At 70.0% G+C, this 15,185-nt stretch carries 16 protein-coding genes; 9 read left to right on the forward strand and 7 right to left on the reverse strand.

Going from position 1 to position 15,185, the window contains the following annotated elements; all coding sequences use genetic code 11:
• Positions 1-182 (forward strand): group II intron maturase-specific domain-containing protein (locus tag ACWIGU_RS27300; protein ID WP_454404338.1); only part of this gene is annotated, 182 nt, incomplete at its 5' end.
• Between the two features lie 600 nt (positions 183-782).
• A complete protein-coding gene (locus ACWIGU_RS27305; protein WP_454404339.1) occupies positions 783-935 on the forward strand; it encodes a hypothetical protein in 153 nt (50 codons plus the stop codon).
• A 102-nt stretch (positions 936-1,037) separates the two neighbouring features.
• Here ACWIGU_RS27305 and ACWIGU_RS27310 read toward each other — a convergent pair whose 3' ends face one another.
• The gene (locus ACWIGU_RS27310; RefSeq protein WP_454404340.1) at positions 1,038-2,009 is read right to left on the reverse strand and encodes a GlxA family transcriptional regulator; all 972 of its coding nucleotides are present in this window, start codon (positions 2,007-2,009) and stop codon (positions 1,038-1,040) included.
• Between the two features lie 511 nt (positions 2,010-2,520).
• Here ACWIGU_RS27310 and ACWIGU_RS27315 point away from each other — a divergent pair.
• Positions 2,521-2,895 carry a hypothetical protein gene (locus ACWIGU_RS27315; protein WP_454404341.1) on the forward strand — a complete coding sequence of 125 codons (375 nt, stop codon included), beginning with the start codon at positions 2,521-2,523 and terminating at the stop codon, positions 2,893-2,895.
• Positions 2,896-3,116: 221 nt separating this feature from the next.
• On the opposite strand, the gene ACWIGU_RS27320 is transcribed toward ACWIGU_RS27315, so the two are convergent.
• The 4 genes from ACWIGU_RS27320 to ACWIGU_RS27335 all read right to left on the reverse strand — a co-directional run bounded on the left by ACWIGU_RS27320 (position 3,117) and on the right by ACWIGU_RS27335 (position 5,155).
• Positions 3,117-3,683 carry a hypothetical protein gene (locus ACWIGU_RS27320; protein WP_454404342.1) on the reverse strand — a complete coding sequence of 189 codons (567 nt, stop codon included), beginning with the start codon at positions 3,681-3,683 and terminating at the stop codon, positions 3,117-3,119.
• A gap of 218 nt (positions 3,684-3,901) precedes the next feature.
• On the reverse strand, positions 3,902-4,270 hold the full coding sequence (locus ACWIGU_RS27325) for a hypothetical protein (protein WP_454404578.1): 369 nt from the start codon (positions 4,268-4,270) through the stop codon (positions 3,902-3,904).
• Positions 4,271-4,278: 8 nt separating this feature from the next.
• Positions 4,279-4,536 carry a hypothetical protein gene (locus tag ACWIGU_RS27330; RefSeq protein ID WP_454404343.1) on the reverse strand — a complete coding sequence of 86 codons (258 nt, stop codon included), beginning with the start codon at positions 4,534-4,536 and terminating at the stop codon, positions 4,279-4,281.
• A 112-nt stretch (positions 4,537-4,648) separates the two neighbouring features.
• Entirely contained in the window at positions 4,649-5,155 is a 507-nt protein-coding gene (locus tag ACWIGU_RS27335) for an HNH endonuclease family protein (RefSeq protein ID WP_454404344.1), read from the reverse strand.
• Between the two features lie 521 nt (positions 5,156-5,676).
• Between ACWIGU_RS27335 and ACWIGU_RS27340 the strand changes: the two genes are divergently transcribed.
• Positions 5,677-6,552 carry an NAD(P)H-binding protein gene (locus ACWIGU_RS27340; RefSeq protein WP_454404345.1) on the forward strand — a complete coding sequence of 292 codons (876 nt, stop codon included), beginning with the start codon at positions 5,677-5,679 and terminating at the stop codon, positions 6,550-6,552.
• A gap of 160 nt (positions 6,553-6,712) precedes the next feature.
• Here ACWIGU_RS27340 and ACWIGU_RS27345 read toward each other — a convergent pair whose 3' ends face one another.
• Both ACWIGU_RS27345 and ACWIGU_RS27350 read right to left on the reverse strand, forming a co-directional pair.
• A complete protein-coding gene (locus ACWIGU_RS27345) occupies positions 6,713-7,441 on the reverse strand; it encodes an SDR family NAD(P)-dependent oxidoreductase (protein ID WP_454404346.1) in 729 nt (242 codons plus the stop codon).
• A 121-nt stretch (positions 7,442-7,562) separates the two neighbouring features.
• Positions 7,563-8,474, reverse strand: a complete 912-nt coding sequence (locus tag ACWIGU_RS27350) for a helix-turn-helix transcriptional regulator (protein WP_454404347.1) — start codon at positions 8,472-8,474, stop codon at positions 7,563-7,565.
• A 137-nt stretch (positions 8,475-8,611) separates the two neighbouring features.
• Between ACWIGU_RS27350 and ACWIGU_RS27355 the strand changes: the two genes are divergently transcribed.
• The 5 genes from ACWIGU_RS27355 (at position 8,612) to ACWIGU_RS27375 (ending at position 15,161) form a co-directional block, all read left to right on the forward strand.
• Positions 8,612-9,901, forward strand: a complete 1,290-nt coding sequence (locus ACWIGU_RS27355; protein WP_454404348.1) for an MFS transporter — start codon at positions 8,612-8,614, stop codon at positions 9,899-9,901.
• Positions 9,902-10,073: 172 nt separating this feature from the next.
• Entirely contained in the window at positions 10,074-11,096 is a 1,023-nt protein-coding gene (locus ACWIGU_RS27360; protein WP_454404349.1) for a zinc-dependent alcohol dehydrogenase family protein, read from the forward strand.
• A gap of 244 nt (positions 11,097-11,340) precedes the next feature.
• The gene (locus ACWIGU_RS27365; RefSeq protein ID WP_454404350.1) at positions 11,341-11,979 is read left to right on the forward strand and encodes a (2Fe-2S)-binding protein; all 639 of its coding nucleotides are present in this window, start codon (positions 11,341-11,343) and stop codon (positions 11,977-11,979) included.
• Between the two features lie 9 nt (positions 11,980-11,988).
• Positions 11,989-12,969 carry an FAD binding domain-containing protein gene (locus ACWIGU_RS27370; RefSeq protein ID WP_454404351.1) on the forward strand — a complete coding sequence of 327 codons (981 nt, stop codon included), beginning with the start codon at positions 11,989-11,991 and terminating at the stop codon, positions 12,967-12,969.
• The gene (locus ACWIGU_RS27375; RefSeq protein ID WP_454404352.1) at positions 12,966-15,161 is read left to right on the forward strand and encodes a xanthine dehydrogenase family protein molybdopterin-binding subunit; all 2,196 of its coding nucleotides are present in this window, start codon (positions 12,966-12,968) and stop codon (positions 15,159-15,161) included. The genes ACWIGU_RS27370 and ACWIGU_RS27375 overlap by 4 nt, the downstream gene beginning before the upstream one ends.
• The last annotated feature ends 24 nt before the right edge of the window (positions 15,162-15,185 follow it).

Here is a 15,185-nt window from a genome sequence, read left to right on the forward strand (position 1 = left end):
GGGTGTCCTTCGCAACCTTCTCCTACCTGCGCAACTACATGTGGCACACGGTCTGGAGATGGGTCCAGCGCAAGCACCCCAAGACGGGCCGGAAGGAGTTGTTCAACCCGATCACGGTAGGCACCACTCGCTACCGCTACCGGGGCCTGACGATCCCCACTCCCTGGGACGCCACGGGATGAGAACAACCACCACGAACCCCTTCGGGGCTCGTGGAGAGCCGGGTGCGGCGCCAAGTCGCATGCCCGGTTCGGGAAGCGGCTCCGGGGAAACGGGCCGGTCGAAAGACCGGAACCGCGCCCCGGGCCGACTTCACCGATCGACACGCGGCCCAGTCCGCCACCTGCTCCGCGGGCCCCAGCCCCTCCAGCCTGAGCCGCAGGTCGTGCAGCGCCGCCCCGTAGCGGTCACGGAAGACCACCTCCTCGGGCACCTCCACCGAGCACTGCAGCAACCCCAGGGCGCGGGCAAACCGCCCCGGGGCGCGACCCAGCTCACGTCGCAGTACTCGTCGCCGAACGCAACGTTCCACGTCGCGAAATCGGCGATCACCTGCAGCCGCTCCCGGTACGCGCCGGGGCCAGGTACCCGCCCAGCAGGCCACACTCCGCCGATACCAGCCGCTCCCGGTGCGCTGCATCGGCATACAGACCAAAGCGGTCCATCCTCGCCACCGACGCCGCCTGTGCCTCCTCGGCTCTGGGATTCCGGCGTGTTGGAAACGGCATGTACAGCACCACTTCGCCCAGCTCCATGTCCCACACTTCCCACCTGGTTGCTCTGTGCCGCGGCTTCTCGGCAACTACCTGCGCCCGCACCACCCTCGTGCGCTGCGTCATGCCTTGTACCAGCAGCATCGCCGTACCCGAGAACAGCAGCGCGTCCGCGCCGCCGACCAGCGGTACCTCAACGACAGCGAGACCAACACCGCCTGACGCACAGAATCACAAGGCAGTGCCGTCCTCGGCGACCTGACGGTCACCCAGCTGATGTGACGGTGGGCCCGCGCGCACCCCGCCGCGCGGACCCTTCGCCTGTCAGCCCGTCCGGCGCCGGAAGGCGGTGCGGTAGTCGCGCGGGCGTCGTCCGGTGTGCCGGGCGAAGAGGGCTGCGAAGGTGCCGGAGTCCCGGTAGCCGACCGTGGCGGCGATGGCGGCGACGGTGCCGTCCGTGGTCTCCAGGAAGTGGCGGGCGCGGCGGACGCGGGAGGTCTGCAGATACTCCAGCGGGCTCTGTCCGGTCTCCTGCGCGAAGCGGCGCAGCAGCGTCCGGGTGCTGACGTTGAAGGTCTCCGACAGTGCTGCGAGGTCGTATCGGGCGGCGAGGTTCTGGTCGAGCCGGCGCATCACCCTGCGGGAGAACTCGTTCCCCGGCTGCGGGAGAAGCCCGGCGTCGACGTAGGGGGCCTGGGACGATCGTGCGTCGTCGACGAGCGCCACCCGCGCGGTCCTCCGCGCTACGCCGGCGCCGCTATGGCGGCGGATCAGCTCCAGCGCGAAGTCGTACATGGCGCTGAAAGCGGCGGTCGTCGTCACCCCCGTGTCGGTGACGACCATCTGTTCGGGCCGGACGTCGGCGTCCGGGCAGCGCCGTGCCAGTTCGTCCGCGAAGAGCCACGCCGTCGTCGCCCGCCGCCGCTCGAGCAGGCCCGCCTCGGCCAGCAGGAACGCCCCGACGCAGATCGCGACGACGGCCTCGCCCGCGGCGGCGTGGGAGCGGATCGCCGCGATCTCGGGGGCCAGAGACGCCAGTTTCACGTCCACATCAAGGCCGGGCGCGAGTTCGAAGCCGGGCACAACCAGGACATCGACGTCGCGCAGCGGAGACACGGCCAGCACAGCGCCACCGGATGCGGCGACGCGACGGCGGGGCGAGACGATCGACACCTCGTAGCCGTCGCGGTCCGGGCCGGCGATGTGCGCGGCCATCGTCAGGAGATCGGGGATGCCGAACACCTCGGACGCGAAGCACCCCGGATAGGCCAGCACTCCGACCCGCAACGCGCTCATATCCGCCTCCTCGCCCGTGGCGAGATTACCCTTATAAATGGCGATCCGGCCTATCCCGGTGAATGGGAGCGGCAGTCCAGGCTTGTCCCCATGAACGCAGCCAACGGGCGTCTCGACGACGCGATCACGGACTTCTCCCGCCGACGGGTGGACGTTGACGGGGTGGTGAAGACGGTGTACGTCTCGGGGGCCGGACCTGGTGTCGTACTGATGCCGGAGATGCCCGGCATCAGCCCGGACGTCCTCCGGCTGGCGCGGTGGGTGCGGGACGCGGGGTTCACCGTGTACGTCCTCGCTGTTCGGCGTCGACGGGGCCTACCCCACGGCCGAGGACGGGGAGAAGGTCGTCCGACGCGCGTGCGTCAGCGCCGAGTTCCGCGCGTTCGCCGGGGGCGGCAGCAGCCCCGTCACCACTTGGCTGCGCGGCCTCGCGCGGCAGGCGCACGGCGAGTGCGGCGGTCCGGGAGTCGGCGCGATCGGTCTGTGCTTCACCGGCAACTTCGCCCTGACCATGACGCTTGAGCCGTCCGTCATCGCGCCGGTGGTCAACCACCCGTCGCTGCCCCTGGACGACCCCGCGGGGCTTGAGCTCAGCGACGAGGACGCCCGCGCCGTCCAGGATCGCGTCGAGCGCGACGGGCTCACGGTCCTTGCCTACCGGTTCGACAACGACCGCTGGTGCACCGGCCAGCGCTTCGCCGCCTACCGGGCGCTGCTCGGCGACGCCTTCGACGGTTGCGTCCTACCGGGCGGCGCCGCCAACACGGACCCGCCCCCGTTCTTCCGTGACGTCGTCGGAACCCCCCACAGCGTCACCACCGCCCACCTGGTCGACGAGGACGGCCACCCCACCCTGAAAGCAAGGGACGAGCTCCTCGCCCACTGACCGCCCGCCTGCACCCCTAGCTCGCCGCACGCTTGATCAGGCGGCGGGACACGGGCGGCTGGTTCGCCGGGCCGCCTCAGTACGACGGAGTTGCGGGCAGCGGCATAGGGAGAACCCTCGATACCGCTGTCCGAGAAACACATGGCCTCAGCCAGCCGGCCCGGGCCCGGTGGAACGCGGACGGTTCGACGCCCCCCCGCCGCCTCCCGGATGCTCCTCGGTCAAGCACACCAGGTGCGCCGGAGCGCGGCGCCGCACTCCCGTATTCCCGCGCGGATCCCGCCGCCGCGATCGGGCGGGCAAGGTTCCAGGCCCCTGACGACAGCGACGGTCACCAGCGCGTAGGCGACGTGCGGAACGATGTCGGCGACCCAGTCGGAACGGGACCACGTGCGCGGGTCGGTCACGCGCAGCACGGTCATCGGGCCATTGGTCCCGATCAGCGCCCCCGCGGTCGCCGTGGCGGTCAGGACCGCGTTGCCCGGCCGCCAACCACAGGACAGAGCGAGGCCGAGCAGGCCACCCATGCCCACACCCGCTGCCATACCGGTCAGGGGGCCCAGACCTTTGACGCGGTTCTCCCGTACGTTGTCGTCGCCCGGGATCCGAACGTGCAGGGTCTGCGACAGCCGCTCCACGGTGACCTCGGGTGTCGTACTCGCTCCCCGGCCGCGGATCACCATGTCCAGGTAACCGACCGTGTCCAGGACCGTGGTCCCGGCAGCGCCCGCGGCGGCCCCGGCCAAAAACCCACGCAAGTGCCGGGCGGGACCGCTGGCTCCTGTCATAGGCCGCTCATCCCTTCACGAAGTCCAGCAGCGCGCGGTCGACATCCTTCGGGTGTGTTCGGGCGAAACCGTGCAGACCGTCAGCCCTGCCGCGTTGGCCGGTGAGCCGGCGGGGCTCCGCACCGTCTCAGTAAATACATCGCACGGCTCACTCCGCGACCGGAGGGGGCCGGGCTGCCCCTGCCCCCTCCGGTCGCGGAGGCTATATGCCATGCCCCTCAGGGAGTCAGGTCCAAGGTCCGGACCGGCTGGCCTTCCCATCGCTTCGGCGCGGTCGTGGCGATGATGGCGCCATCTGGCCTGTCGGCGGTCGGCTGGGCCGCGTACTGGGCATGAGCGACGCCCCAGGTCTCCTGCCGGGCCACCGCAAGGGCGGCAGAAAGGTCAAGGTCGAGGACTGTGACACCGGGCAGGGCAGCAATGTGTTCGGCCGTGCCCGGCCTGCCCCGGTCCGCCTCGACCAGGACACACGCCGGGGCATACAGGAACCAGTCCGGCTCGGCATGCGCGCGGTGGATGAGACGGGAAGCCAGGACGTTGCCCTGGCCGGCGGCGGCGACCGCACTCTCGTCCAGGACGATGTGCATGGCCTGGCTCACCGGCCGGTCACCTGCGCCAGGCGCCGGTCCAGCTCACTGTCGAGATCCCGCTCCTCGGCGGCCGTCGGCGCATAGCCGCTCCACTGCTCGAGGGCGGCCCGCGCCAGTTCGGCACGCTCGGCCCGCTCCTGCGGCGTCAGCAGCGTCTCGGCCAGGCGCGCCAGGTAGGCCCGCAGCGACAGGCCCTCGCTGGCCGCGATCGCCGCGAGGCGGTCCTTGGCCTCCTCGGGGATACGGACATTGGCATCAGACATCGTCCCGCTCCTTCCCACACCGCCAGCCTACGGGTACGTACCCGTACCCGTGTGCTGGTTTCCGCTCTGTGGGATCCAGGAGCGTGTGCGGAAGCTGCAGCTGGGGCACGGGTCAGCTTGCGAGCGTGACCTTGACCGGCGCGTTGGGGCAGCGGGTCGCGTTCTCGGCGAGAGCCACTTCCTCGGACGGGTCGATGGCGAGCTGCCAGCGGACCTTCACGGCGATCCAGTCGGTGATGTACGCGCACCGGTCGCCTTCGAACGGCGGCATCCACGTGGACGGGTCCTGGTCCGTCTTCGACCGGTTCGTCTTCGACCGGTTCGTCTTCGACCGGTTCGTCTTCGCGGAGACCGCGATCAGAGAGCGGTCGTCGCCGAGATCGTTGGCGTACTCCTCGCGCTCGTTCGCGCTCCGCTGCCTGGCACCGGGGTCCCACGCTTCGGCGAGCGGGACACGGTGATCAACATCCAGCTTGCCGGGGGCGTCGAGGTTCTGGTTGTCGTAGGCGGAATACCACTCGCCGCAGCAGGCAACTGACGAGGCCACGCGCGCGTGCGGGCGTTGCAGGAACGGTTCGGCCCGCCCTCGCAGGAGGGCGGCTGGAGCGAGGAACAGCACGCCGAATACGACACGACATGGAAGGCGTGGCGGGACGCCGCCTTGGAGGTCCACGCCGCGATCGGCCAGGACGAGAGCGGAACGCGCTACGAAGTGGAGGCTGCTGCCAACGCCCCGGGGACTAGAGTCCCGGGCTTGCACAACGGGCGCCACTGGCTGTGGCGCTGCGTTTGCGTCCTGTCCCGTGCCCGGTGTTCGGGGGTGGGTCTGGGGCGGTTGACTGCGCCCCGCGTCGCCACAACTCTTCCGCACGGTGGCGGATGTTGCGGGAGCCGTTCCAGTCCGCGGACGGCGGCGAGGTTCACCTCGATGCCGGCGCTCCACGAGCAGACTTCCAGAGACGACAAGTAGCCGGCCTGGGCGAAGACCAAGACCTCCCCAACAGCGAGATGGCCGCGTCAGCGATGGCGTCGCGCGTCCGTGCCTTCTTGCGGCCCGCAGCCCCGTCGGCTCATATATCTGACCTCGGTAGCATTTGCGATCAAGTTGCTTTTTTAACTGAGTAACGTTTCCATGGTGGCGTGAATCAGACAGACATTCCTCCCGTGCTCGTAGCCGGGGCGACGGGCCGGGTTGGCCGCGTCGTCATCGACCAACTCCTCAACGCGGGCGTGCCAGTCCGCGCCCTCGTCCATCGCTCCGAGGCGGCGACGCTGCCGGCGAAGGTCGAGGTCTTCACCGGCGACCTCACCGTGCCCGAGTCGCTCGACCCGGCATTGAATGGCGCCGGTGCGGTCTTCCTCGTCTGGACCGCCCCGCCTCAGACCGCCGCGGCAGTCGTCGAGCGGCTGGCAGCCCACGTGCGGCGGGTCGTCTTCCTCTCCTCCCCGCACCAGACGCCGCACCCTTTCTTCCAGCAGCCCAATCCCATGGCGGTTCTGCACGCCGACATCGAGCGGCTCATCGCGGCCACCGGACTCGAGTCGACGATCATCCGGCCGGGGATGCTCGCGTCGAACTCGCTGGCCTGGTGGGCGCCCGCGATCCGGGCCGGCGAGGTCGTCCGGTGGCCTTACGGCACTGCCGAGACGGCACCGGTCGACGACCGCGACGTCGCAGCTGTCGCGGCGCTGACGCTTTATCAGGACGGATACATCGGAGGCGACTACGTCCTTACGGGCCCCGAGTCGCTGACCCAGGCCGCTCAGGTGGGCGTCATCGGTGACGCCCTGGGGCTCCGGATCGCATTCGAGGAGATGACACCAGACGAGTTCCGGAGCCTGTCGGAGGGTACGGCACCCAGCTCGGTCGTCGACATGCTGCTCGCCGCGTGGAGCGCGGCGGTCGGACAGCCCGCGCACGTCACCACTGCGGTGGCCGACATCCTTGGGACGGCGCCGCGAACGTTTCGCCAGTGGACCACCGACCACGCCACCTCGTTCACGGAGGGTTCCTAACCTCGTTGACCGCGACCTGCGCCCCCGGCCGCAACCCTCACTGCCCGCGTGCGAGGCGACTGGGATACAGCCGAAAAGCGAGGACAGGAGGCCGGGCGGCGAGGCCCCGGAGGCCTACGCCTGGTAGTCGCGCCTGCCCCAAGTGAGACGGGCGTCGCGTTCAGCTGAGTGCGATGCCCGTCTCCTTGGCCAATGCCTGTAGTAGCTGGTCCTGGAACGTCTCGTCGTGGACGGCGGGATGCGGTTGCTGCCGCCGACGGTGGAACCAGTACCCGCCGGTGGTCCGAGCCTCGGTCGCGTCGCTGACGGCCAGCCACTCCTGGGTCTGGTGGCCGAGTTCGAGGTCGTCCGTTGCGCCCGGTCCGCCCATTTTGGTGGGCACCCAGCCCGGATCCACCGCGTTGCTCAGTACCTCGGGGCGCAGGCGGGCCACAGCGGCCGAGAGCGTCGTGACGAACAGCTTGCTGTCGGAGTACGAGCCCGCGCTCTTGCCACGCCAGTCGACCCCGGCGAGCGAGGGGCGCCCGCCGAAGTGGTCACTGCTGCTCAGATACACCACGCGGCGCGGCCCAGGCAGAAGGGCCGACAGCAGGTATGGCGCAACGACGTTGACGGGCATGACGGCCGGGCCGCGCCATACTCCGGCGTTGTGGATGACCGCGTCGAGTGGCTCGGCGTCGTTCAGGCCGTCGGCGAGGTGTTGTACGGCATCAGGGTCGGCGAAGTCTCCCACCACCAGCTGCGCCCCGCGGCCCACCAGAGCGTCGAGGGTCGCCGCCCGCTCCCGGTTTCGGGCGTGAACCACGACATCGTGACCCTCGGACAGCAGGGCGTCCGCCGCGGCGCGTCCAAGGCCGTCCGCGGAACCGGTCACCAGGACTCGACTCACAATCCCTCCGTCTGTCATCGTCTGTCACTTTCTGTACGTCCTCCGGCGGCTGCCGCACCGGCGAAGGAGATCAGCATGTGGCGCGATCTTCGTCGAGGGCCTCAGGCCGTTGCCCCCGCCCTCAGGCGGGGTCGCTGTCGCCAGCGGGTTGCGCTTCGCGGTGTCGGGTCGCCGCCCAGCTGGCGAGGAGCTTGAGCCGGTCCTCGTCCGGGGTGCCCGGCTCGGCGGTGTAGATGGTCAGGGAGTGTGCATCACGGGGGGAAATAGGCAGGTCCAACGGCTGGTAGGTGAGTTTCAGCGGCCCCGCGACGGGGTGCTGGTACTGCTTGACCCCGCCGTGGTGGATGCGTACGTCGTGGGTGGCCCAGCGGGTGCGGAATTCGGCGCTCACCGTGCACAGTTCACCGATCAGCGCGCGCAGCTCCTTGTCCTGCGGGTAGCGCCCGGCTTCGGCGCGCAGCAGGGCGACCGTGATGGCGGCGGCGTCGTCCCATTCCTCGACGAAGTCGGGTGCGCCGGGGTCGAGGAACCAGTACCGGCCGAAGTTCGGGCGGCCGCGCTCGTCGGTGGTCTCACTGTTGAAGATCGGCGCGAACAGGGCACGGGCCAGTGGGTTGGTGGCGACGATGTCCAGGCGGCCGTTGGTGACGAATGCCGCGGACAGCGTCATGGAGTCGAGCAGCCACTGGACGCGGGGCGGGATGTCGACGGCCTTGCGGCGGCGCGGCGTGCGGCTGGGTGGCTGTGCGGCCCTGGCCAGGTCGAAGAGGTAGGTGCGTTCGTCCTCGTTCAGCTGCAGCGCGCGGGCGACCGAGTCGAGGACATCTTCGGACACGCCGCCGATGTTGCCCTTCTCCAGCCGCGTGTACCACTCGGTGCTCACGCCGGCGAGGACGGCAACCTCCTCGCGGCGCAGCCCAGGGACCCGCCGTCGGCCGCTGCTGGGCAGCCCGGCCTGTTCGGGGGTGACCCGGGCGCGCCGACCAGCAAGGAAGTCACGGATGTCGGCGCGGTTGTCCACGGGGCGTTCCATGCGTCCCACGCTACGACTCGTACCGCCGGAAAGGGGGGTCGAGCTTGTCCCCCCGATAAACGCAGCCTCCCGCGCCTGCGACATAGCCGGTTTCCTGAGGTGCACACCCAGATCTAGACCCGTTGCGGAGATGAAGCATGACGACGCGAGGAGCGACCCTCCACGCCCCCGCCGACTTGAGAGGCGGTGACGACACGCATTCGCCCACCCGGCTTCCGCCTGTCGTGTACGTGCTCGCTCTCGGCACGTTCCTGATGGGCACGACCGAGTTCGTGGCTGCGGGCCTGCTGCCGGAGATCGCTGGTGACATGCAGGTCAGTGTGGCCCAGACCGGGCTGATGATCACGATCTTCGCGGTCGGGATGATCGTCGGAGCGCCGTTGATGGCGATGCTGACGCTGCGGCTGCCCAGGCGGCTGACGCTGATCCTCGCGCTGGGGATCTTCGCGGTCGGGCACGTCGTTGCCGCTGTCAGCTCCAACTTCGCGCTGCTCCTCGGCGCCCGGTTCGTGACCGCCTTGGCGACCGGCGCTTTCTGGGCGGTGGCGAATGTGGTGGCCGCACGCGCCGCTGGTCCGGCGGCGAGCTCCAGGGCGTTGGGCGTCGTGGGCTCGGGCGCGATGCTCGCCAACGTCGTCGGTGTGCCGCTGGGCGCTTTCGTCGGGCAGATCATGGGCTGGCGGGGGCCGTTCTGGGCACTCGCGGCCCTGGCCGCGGCCGCCATGCTGCTGATCGCCCGCCATGTCCCGCAGGACGGCCCCGGCCAACCGGTGGTGTCGATCCGCTCCGAGCTCTCGGGCCTTCGTTCGGGGCGCCTGTGGCTGATCCTTGCCGCCTGCGCGACCACGACCGGCGGCGTGTTGTCGACGTACTCCTACATCTCGCCGCTGCTCACCGACCGGGCCGGTGTGGACGCTGCTCTCGTGCCGCTGGTCCTGGTCGGCTTCGGCGCCGGCGCCCTGGCAGGTTTCCTCGTGGGGGGCCGCCTGGGCGACCGCCGCCCGTACGTGACGATGATCGCGGCCGCTGCGGTGACGGCCCTCCTGCTGCTGGCGATCTGTCTGCTGTCCGGCTCCGCCGCGCCCACGATCGTGCTGGTCGTGCTGCTCGGACTGTTCGGCCTCGGCGCCAACCCGGTGCTGATCGCCCTGGGCGTCCGCTTCGCGGGCCAGGCACCCACCCTGGGCTCCGCCCTCACCGTCTCGGCGTTCAATTTCGGCACTGCCGTCGGATCCTGGATCGCTGGGCTTGCCCTTGGTTCGTCCCTTGGCGCCACGGGTCCCGCCGCCGTGGGCACCGCCATCGCGGCGCTCACGCTGATCCCCACGATCGCCATCGCACTTATCCAGCGGCACCGATCCACGACAGCCATGGTGCGCGCGTCGAACGCGTCGCCGGAGCGCGAGAGTTCCCGGACGACTGCTTGACCGACGCAGACATGGGCGACGGACAGGAGGCTTGCCCGGCGTGGGCACTCGGGTGACGTAGGAGCGACCCCGGTCTCACCACACCGGGGCGCTTATCCGAGTCCGTTCAACGCCAGTGCCCGACACGAGCGCGGCCGCCTGATCGGCCGCGCAGAACAGAAGGAGTATCCCCATGCGCGCTGCTGTACTGCACGCTCCCGGCGACGTCCGGGTCGAAGAAGTCGCCGACCCGAAGATCACCGCCCCCACGGATGCGGTCATCCGGTTGTCGGCGACCTGTGTCTGCGGCTCCGATCTGTGGCCCTACCGCGGCATCGACTCCGTCACCGAACCCATGCCGATGGGCCACGAGTACGTCGGCGTCGTCGAGGAGATCGGCAGCGAGGTGACGAGCGTCCAGCCCGGCCAGTACGTCATCGGCTCCTTCGTCGCCTCCTGCGGCACCTGTGAGATCTGCCGCTCCGGCTACCCCTCCTCCTGCGTCAATCGCGTGTTCATGGCCCAGGTCGGCACTCAGTCCGAGCGGGCCCTGATCCCCCACGCCGACGGCACGCTCGTCCCTCTGCCCGGCACACCCGACGCCGAGATGCTCCCCGACCTGCTCGCCGCCTCGGACGTCCTGGGCACCGGATGGTTCGGCGCCGTCGCCGCCGAGGCCGGCCCCGGCAAGACGGTCGCGGTCGTCGGTGACGGCGCGGTGGGCCTGCTCGCCGTCCTGGCCGCGAAGCACCTCGGCGCGGAGCGGATCATCGCGATGAGCCGCCACGAGCCGCGCCAGCAGCTCGCCCGCGAGTTCGGCGCCACTGACATCGTCACCGAACGCGGCGACGAAGGCGTGGCGAAGGTCAAGGAGCTGACCGGCGGTCTTGGCGCCCACTCCGTCGTCGAGGCGGTCGGCACCCAGGAGTCGATGCAGCAGGCCCTCCGCTCCACCCGGCCGGGCGGGCACATGGGCTTCGTTGGTGTCAACCACGACGTCGCCCTCGGCGGTGATGAGCTCTTCTTCTCCCAGGTCCATGTGCTCGGGGGACCTGCCCCGGTGCGCAACTACCTGCCCGAGCTGATCGACCTGATCTGGCAGCGCAAGATCAACCCCGGCAAGGTCTTCGACCTCGCCGTCCCGCTCGACCAGGCCGCCGAGGCATACCGGGCCATGGACGAGCGCCGCGCCATCAAGGCCATGCTCACCGTCTGACCCCTTTTCGAGTCGCGGTCGCACGGCTCCTTGTGAGGCCGGGCGACCCGGGCCCCCGTCCGCGTTATCCGTTACAGCCGTACACCACCGACCCAATTGCCCACCCCACGCCGCACACGCGGTTCTTACCAACAGCCGCCCCGCGTCCTGGACGAACGGGCGGCGCTGTGTCACGGCGCAGGTGGCCCTGCCGCGCCCGCGCCGGCACGTACGACTGATTCGTCCACGACACGAAGGCGTACACATGTCACCGGAACCCGCAGTCCCACCCCCTTACGCCTCCCCGACGTCCTCCGCGTCACCGACCAGACGGACCTTCATAGCCACCGGCACGGCAGTCGGGGGCGTGGTCGTCGCAGGCGGCGTGATCGGAGGGACGTTGGTCGCGGGCTCGAGCGAGGCGGCCGCCGAGGCTCCGCCCGAGAGCCGCGTCGCCCTCACGGTCAACGGCACCCGCCGGACCGCGAAGGTCGACAACCGGACCTCGCTGCTTGATCTGCTGCGCGAGCACTTCGGCCTCAACGGCTCCAAGAAGGGCTGCAACGCAGGGGCTTGTGGAGCGTGCACGGTGCTCGTCGACGGGCGCCGCGTCAATGCCTGTCTGACGCTCGCCGTGCGTATGGAGGGCGCCGAGGTCACCACGATCGAAGGGCTCGCCGACGGCGAGCAGCTCCATCCGCTGCAGCAGGCGTTCATCGACGAGGACGCCTTCCAGTGTGGCTACTGCACACCTGGTCAGATCATGTCCGGCGTGGGTTGCATCAAGGAAGGCCACACCAACTCGCCGGAGGAGATCCGGGAGTGGATGAGCGGCAACATCTGCCGCTGCGGCTGCTACGTCAACATCGTGCGCGCGGTCGGTCAGACCGCGGGCCGGAAGTGAGAGCCTGCGATGCATCCCTTTGCCTTCACCAAGGCGTCCGACACCCGTGCGGCCCTCAACGCCGGGCAGCGTGGCGGCCGTTACATCGCCGGGGGCACCACCCTGGTCGACCTGATGCGTGAGACCGTCGAACAGCCCGAGACCCTGGTCGACATCACCGGCCTGCCGCTGCGCGAGGTCACCGCCACCGAACGCGGCGGGCTGCGCATCGGGGCCCTGGTCACCATGGCCGAGGCCGCCACCCACCCCAAGGTGCGCACTCTGTACCCGGTCGTCTCCCAGGCCTTGGAGCTGAGCGCCTCCGCGCAGCTGCGCAACATGGCCACCATCGGCGGCAACATCATGCAGCGCACCCGATGCACGTACTTCCGCGACGTGAGCGCCGACTGCAACAAGCGCGACCCCGGCTCTGGTTGTGCCGCACGGCACGGCCACAACCGAACCCACGCGATCCTCGGCACCTCCGAGGACTGCGTGGCCACGCATCCGTCCGACGCCGCCGTGGCCTTCGCGGCATTGGAGGCGCAGGTGCACCTGCTCGGACGCGACGGAGAGCGCAGTGTCGCCTTCGCTGACTTCCTGCTCCGGCCGGGGAGCACCCCGGAGCGCGAACAGGCTCTCCGGAAGGGTGAGTTGATCACGGCGGTGGAGATCCCGGCGCTGCCGCGGCCGCTCGCCTCCGGCTATCTGAAAGTACGTGACCGCCAGTCCTACGAGTTCGCGCTGACCTCCGCGGCTGTCGCCCTGCACGTGCGCGGCGGGGTGATCCGTGAAGCCCGCGTCGCCGCCGGCGGGGTGGGCACCGTGCCGTGGAAGCTGCCCGCGGTGGAGGAACACCTCGTCGGGGAGCGGCCCTCCGAGGCGCTGTGGTCGGCCGCGGCCCGGAAGGCTTCGAACGGAGCCCGCCCGCTCACGCACAACCATTTCAAGGTCGAGCTGCTCAAGCGGACCGTGGAACGCCAGCTGCGTATCGTAGGAGGCACGAAGTGAGTCCCCAACCGCAGTCAGCCGTGGGCGCGCCGCTGTCGAGGGTGGACGGGCGGCTGAAGGTGACCGGCCAGGCACGATACGCCGCCGAGCACGACGTCGAGGGGGCCGTGCACGGCGTCATCGTGGACAGCAGCATCGGACGCGGCCGCATCACAGGCATCGACACCCGCGCCGCGCTGGCCCATCCCGGCGTCCTCACGGTGATCAGTCATCGCAACGCGCCGAAACTGCCCTACCGCGACAACCGCGAGTCGAACAATCCAGAGGGCCGCCGGCTGCGTGTCTTCCAGGACGACAAGGTGCTCTTCCACGGCCAGCCGGTCGCCGTCGTCGTCGCCACCACCCTGGAGGCCGCCCAGCACGGCGCGAGCCTGGTGAAGGTCGACTACGACGCCGCGAAGCCCTCCACCGACCTCACCGAGGCCGAACCGGACAAGCCGACCAAGTACGCGCGCGGCGACGCGGACGCCGCACTGCGCGACGCGGCGGTGCGGCTCGCCGTGACGTACCGCACCGCGCGCAACCACCACAACCCGATGGAACCGCATGCCACCATCGCCCGCTGGGACGGCGGCAAACTCACCGTCTGGGACAAGACCCAATGGGTCGTGGGCACGCAGACCGAACTGTCCACCGTGTTCGGACTGCCCCTGAAATCCGTACGCGTCATCTCCCCGTTCGTCGGCGGCGGCTTCGGCAGCGGGCTGCGCTGCTGGCCGCACGTGGTCGTCGCCGCGATGGCCGCACGCGAGACGAAGCGCCCGGTCAAGGTGGTCCTCAGCCGCAAGCAGCAGTACTTCGGCACCGGATTCAGGCCCTCGTACCAGTACCGGCTGAGCCTCGGCAGCGACCGGCGCGGCAGACTGACGGCCGCGGTTCACAACATCGACGCGGAGACCTCGTCGTACGAGAAGTTCAACGAGACCGTCATGCCGGCCGGTCAGATGCTCTACAGCATGCCGAACGTCCGCCAGGCCTATCGGATGGTCCCGCTGGACGTGAACACACCGCTGTGGATGCGCGGTCCAGGCTTCGCGACGGCGTCCTTCGTCATCGAGTCGGCCATGGACGAGCTGGCACACCGGCTCGACATGGACCCGATCGAGCTGCGTCGGCGCAACGAACCCGATGAGGACGAGGCACAGAACCTTCCGTTCTCCAGCCGCCGACTGCGCGAGTGCTACACCACAGGTGCCCGTGAGTTCGGCTGGCATCGGCGCAACCCCAAGCCGCGCTCAACTCGTGAGGGCGACTGGCTCATTGGTATGGGCATGGCCACCGGGATCTACGACCCTGGACGCGCCCCCGCGCAGGCCCGGGCACGCCTGGAGGCTGACGGCACCGCAGTGGTCGAAGCGGCCGCCACGGACATGGGCCCTGGCACCTACACCTCCCAGACTCAGGTCGCCGCCGACGCGCTCGGCCTGACCATGCGCACGGTCACCTTCCGGCTCGGCGACTCGCTCTATCCGCCGACCCCGCCGCACGGTGGCTCGATGACCATGGTCAGTGTCGGCTCCGCCGTCGTCGACGCCTGCGACAAGGTCCGCCGGCAGGCGATCAAGCTAGCCGTCGAGGACACGGAATCACCCCTGTACGGCGTCAAGGCCGAGGACGTCGTGGTCCGTAGCGGGCGACTCCACGTGCAGGGCACCCCGTCCCGCGGCGAGACCTACCAGCGACTCCTTGCCCGCAACAACCGCGCCCGCCTCGAAGCGGACGGCTCCTACGGCGGACCGTCGACGCCCGCACGGCACGCGTACAACGCCTACAACGCGACCTTCGCCGAGGTCGCCGTCGACGCCACCCTGGGGCTTGTGCGGGTGCGGCGCATGCTGGGCGTGTACGACGCGGGCCGCATCATCAGCCCCAAGTTGGCCGAGAGCCAGGCCATCGGCGGGATCGTCGGCGGGATCGGCACGGCCCTTCTGGAGCACACGGTCACGGACCACCGCGACGGACGGATCGTGAACGCCAACCTCGCCGACTACCTCGTCCCGGTCAACGCCGACGTCCCCGACATCAAGGCGATCTACGTGGACGGCGACGACAGTGAGGGCGGACCGCTCCGCGCCAAGGGACTCGGCGAGGTCGTACACGTCGGAGTGGCGCCCGCCATCGCCAACGCCGTCTTCAACGCCACCGGCCGACGGATCCGCGAACTGCCCATCACCGCCGAGGCGTTGATCTGAGCCAAGTGCCCGGGCCGCTGTGGA

This window comes from Streptomyces sp. NPDC055400 (assembly GCF_053644375.1).

Bases quoted from the DNA above. Each gene is read 5' to 3' on its own strand.
- ACWIGU_RS27310 (WP_454404340.1), bottom strand. From the start codon at position 2,009: ATGAGCGCGTTGCGGGTCGGAGTGCTGGCCTATCCGGGGTGCTTCGCG.
- ACWIGU_RS27315 (WP_454404341.1), top strand. From the start codon at position 2,521: ATGACGCTTGAGCCGTCCGTCATCGCGCCGGTGGTCAACCACCCGTCG.
- ACWIGU_RS27320 (WP_454404342.1), bottom strand. From the start codon at position 3,683: ATGACAGGAGCCAGCGGTCCCGCCCGGCACTTGCGTGGGTTTTTGGCC.
- ACWIGU_RS27325 (WP_454404578.1), bottom strand. From the start codon at position 4,270: ATGCACATCGTCCTGGACGAGAGTGCGGTCGCCGCCGCCGGCCAGGGC.
- ACWIGU_RS27330 (WP_454404343.1), bottom strand. From the start codon at position 4,536: ATGTCTGATGCCAATGTCCGTATCCCCGAGGAGGCCAAGGACCGCCTC.
- ACWIGU_RS27350 (WP_454404347.1), bottom strand. From the start codon at position 8,474: ATGGAACGCCCCGTGGACAACCGCGCCGACATCCGTGACTTCCTTGCT.
- ACWIGU_RS27355 (WP_454404348.1), top strand. From the start codon at position 8,612: ATGACGACGCGAGGAGCGACCCTCCACGCCCCCGCCGACTTGAGAGGC.
- ACWIGU_RS27360 (WP_454404349.1), top strand. From the start codon at position 10,074: ATGCGCGCTGCTGTACTGCACGCTCCCGGCGACGTCCGGGTCGAAGAA.
- ACWIGU_RS27365 (WP_454404350.1), top strand. From the start codon at position 11,341: ATGTCACCGGAACCCGCAGTCCCACCCCCTTACGCCTCCCCGACGTCC.
- ACWIGU_RS27370 (WP_454404351.1), top strand. From the start codon at position 11,989: ATGCATCCCTTTGCCTTCACCAAGGCGTCCGACACCCGTGCGGCCCTC.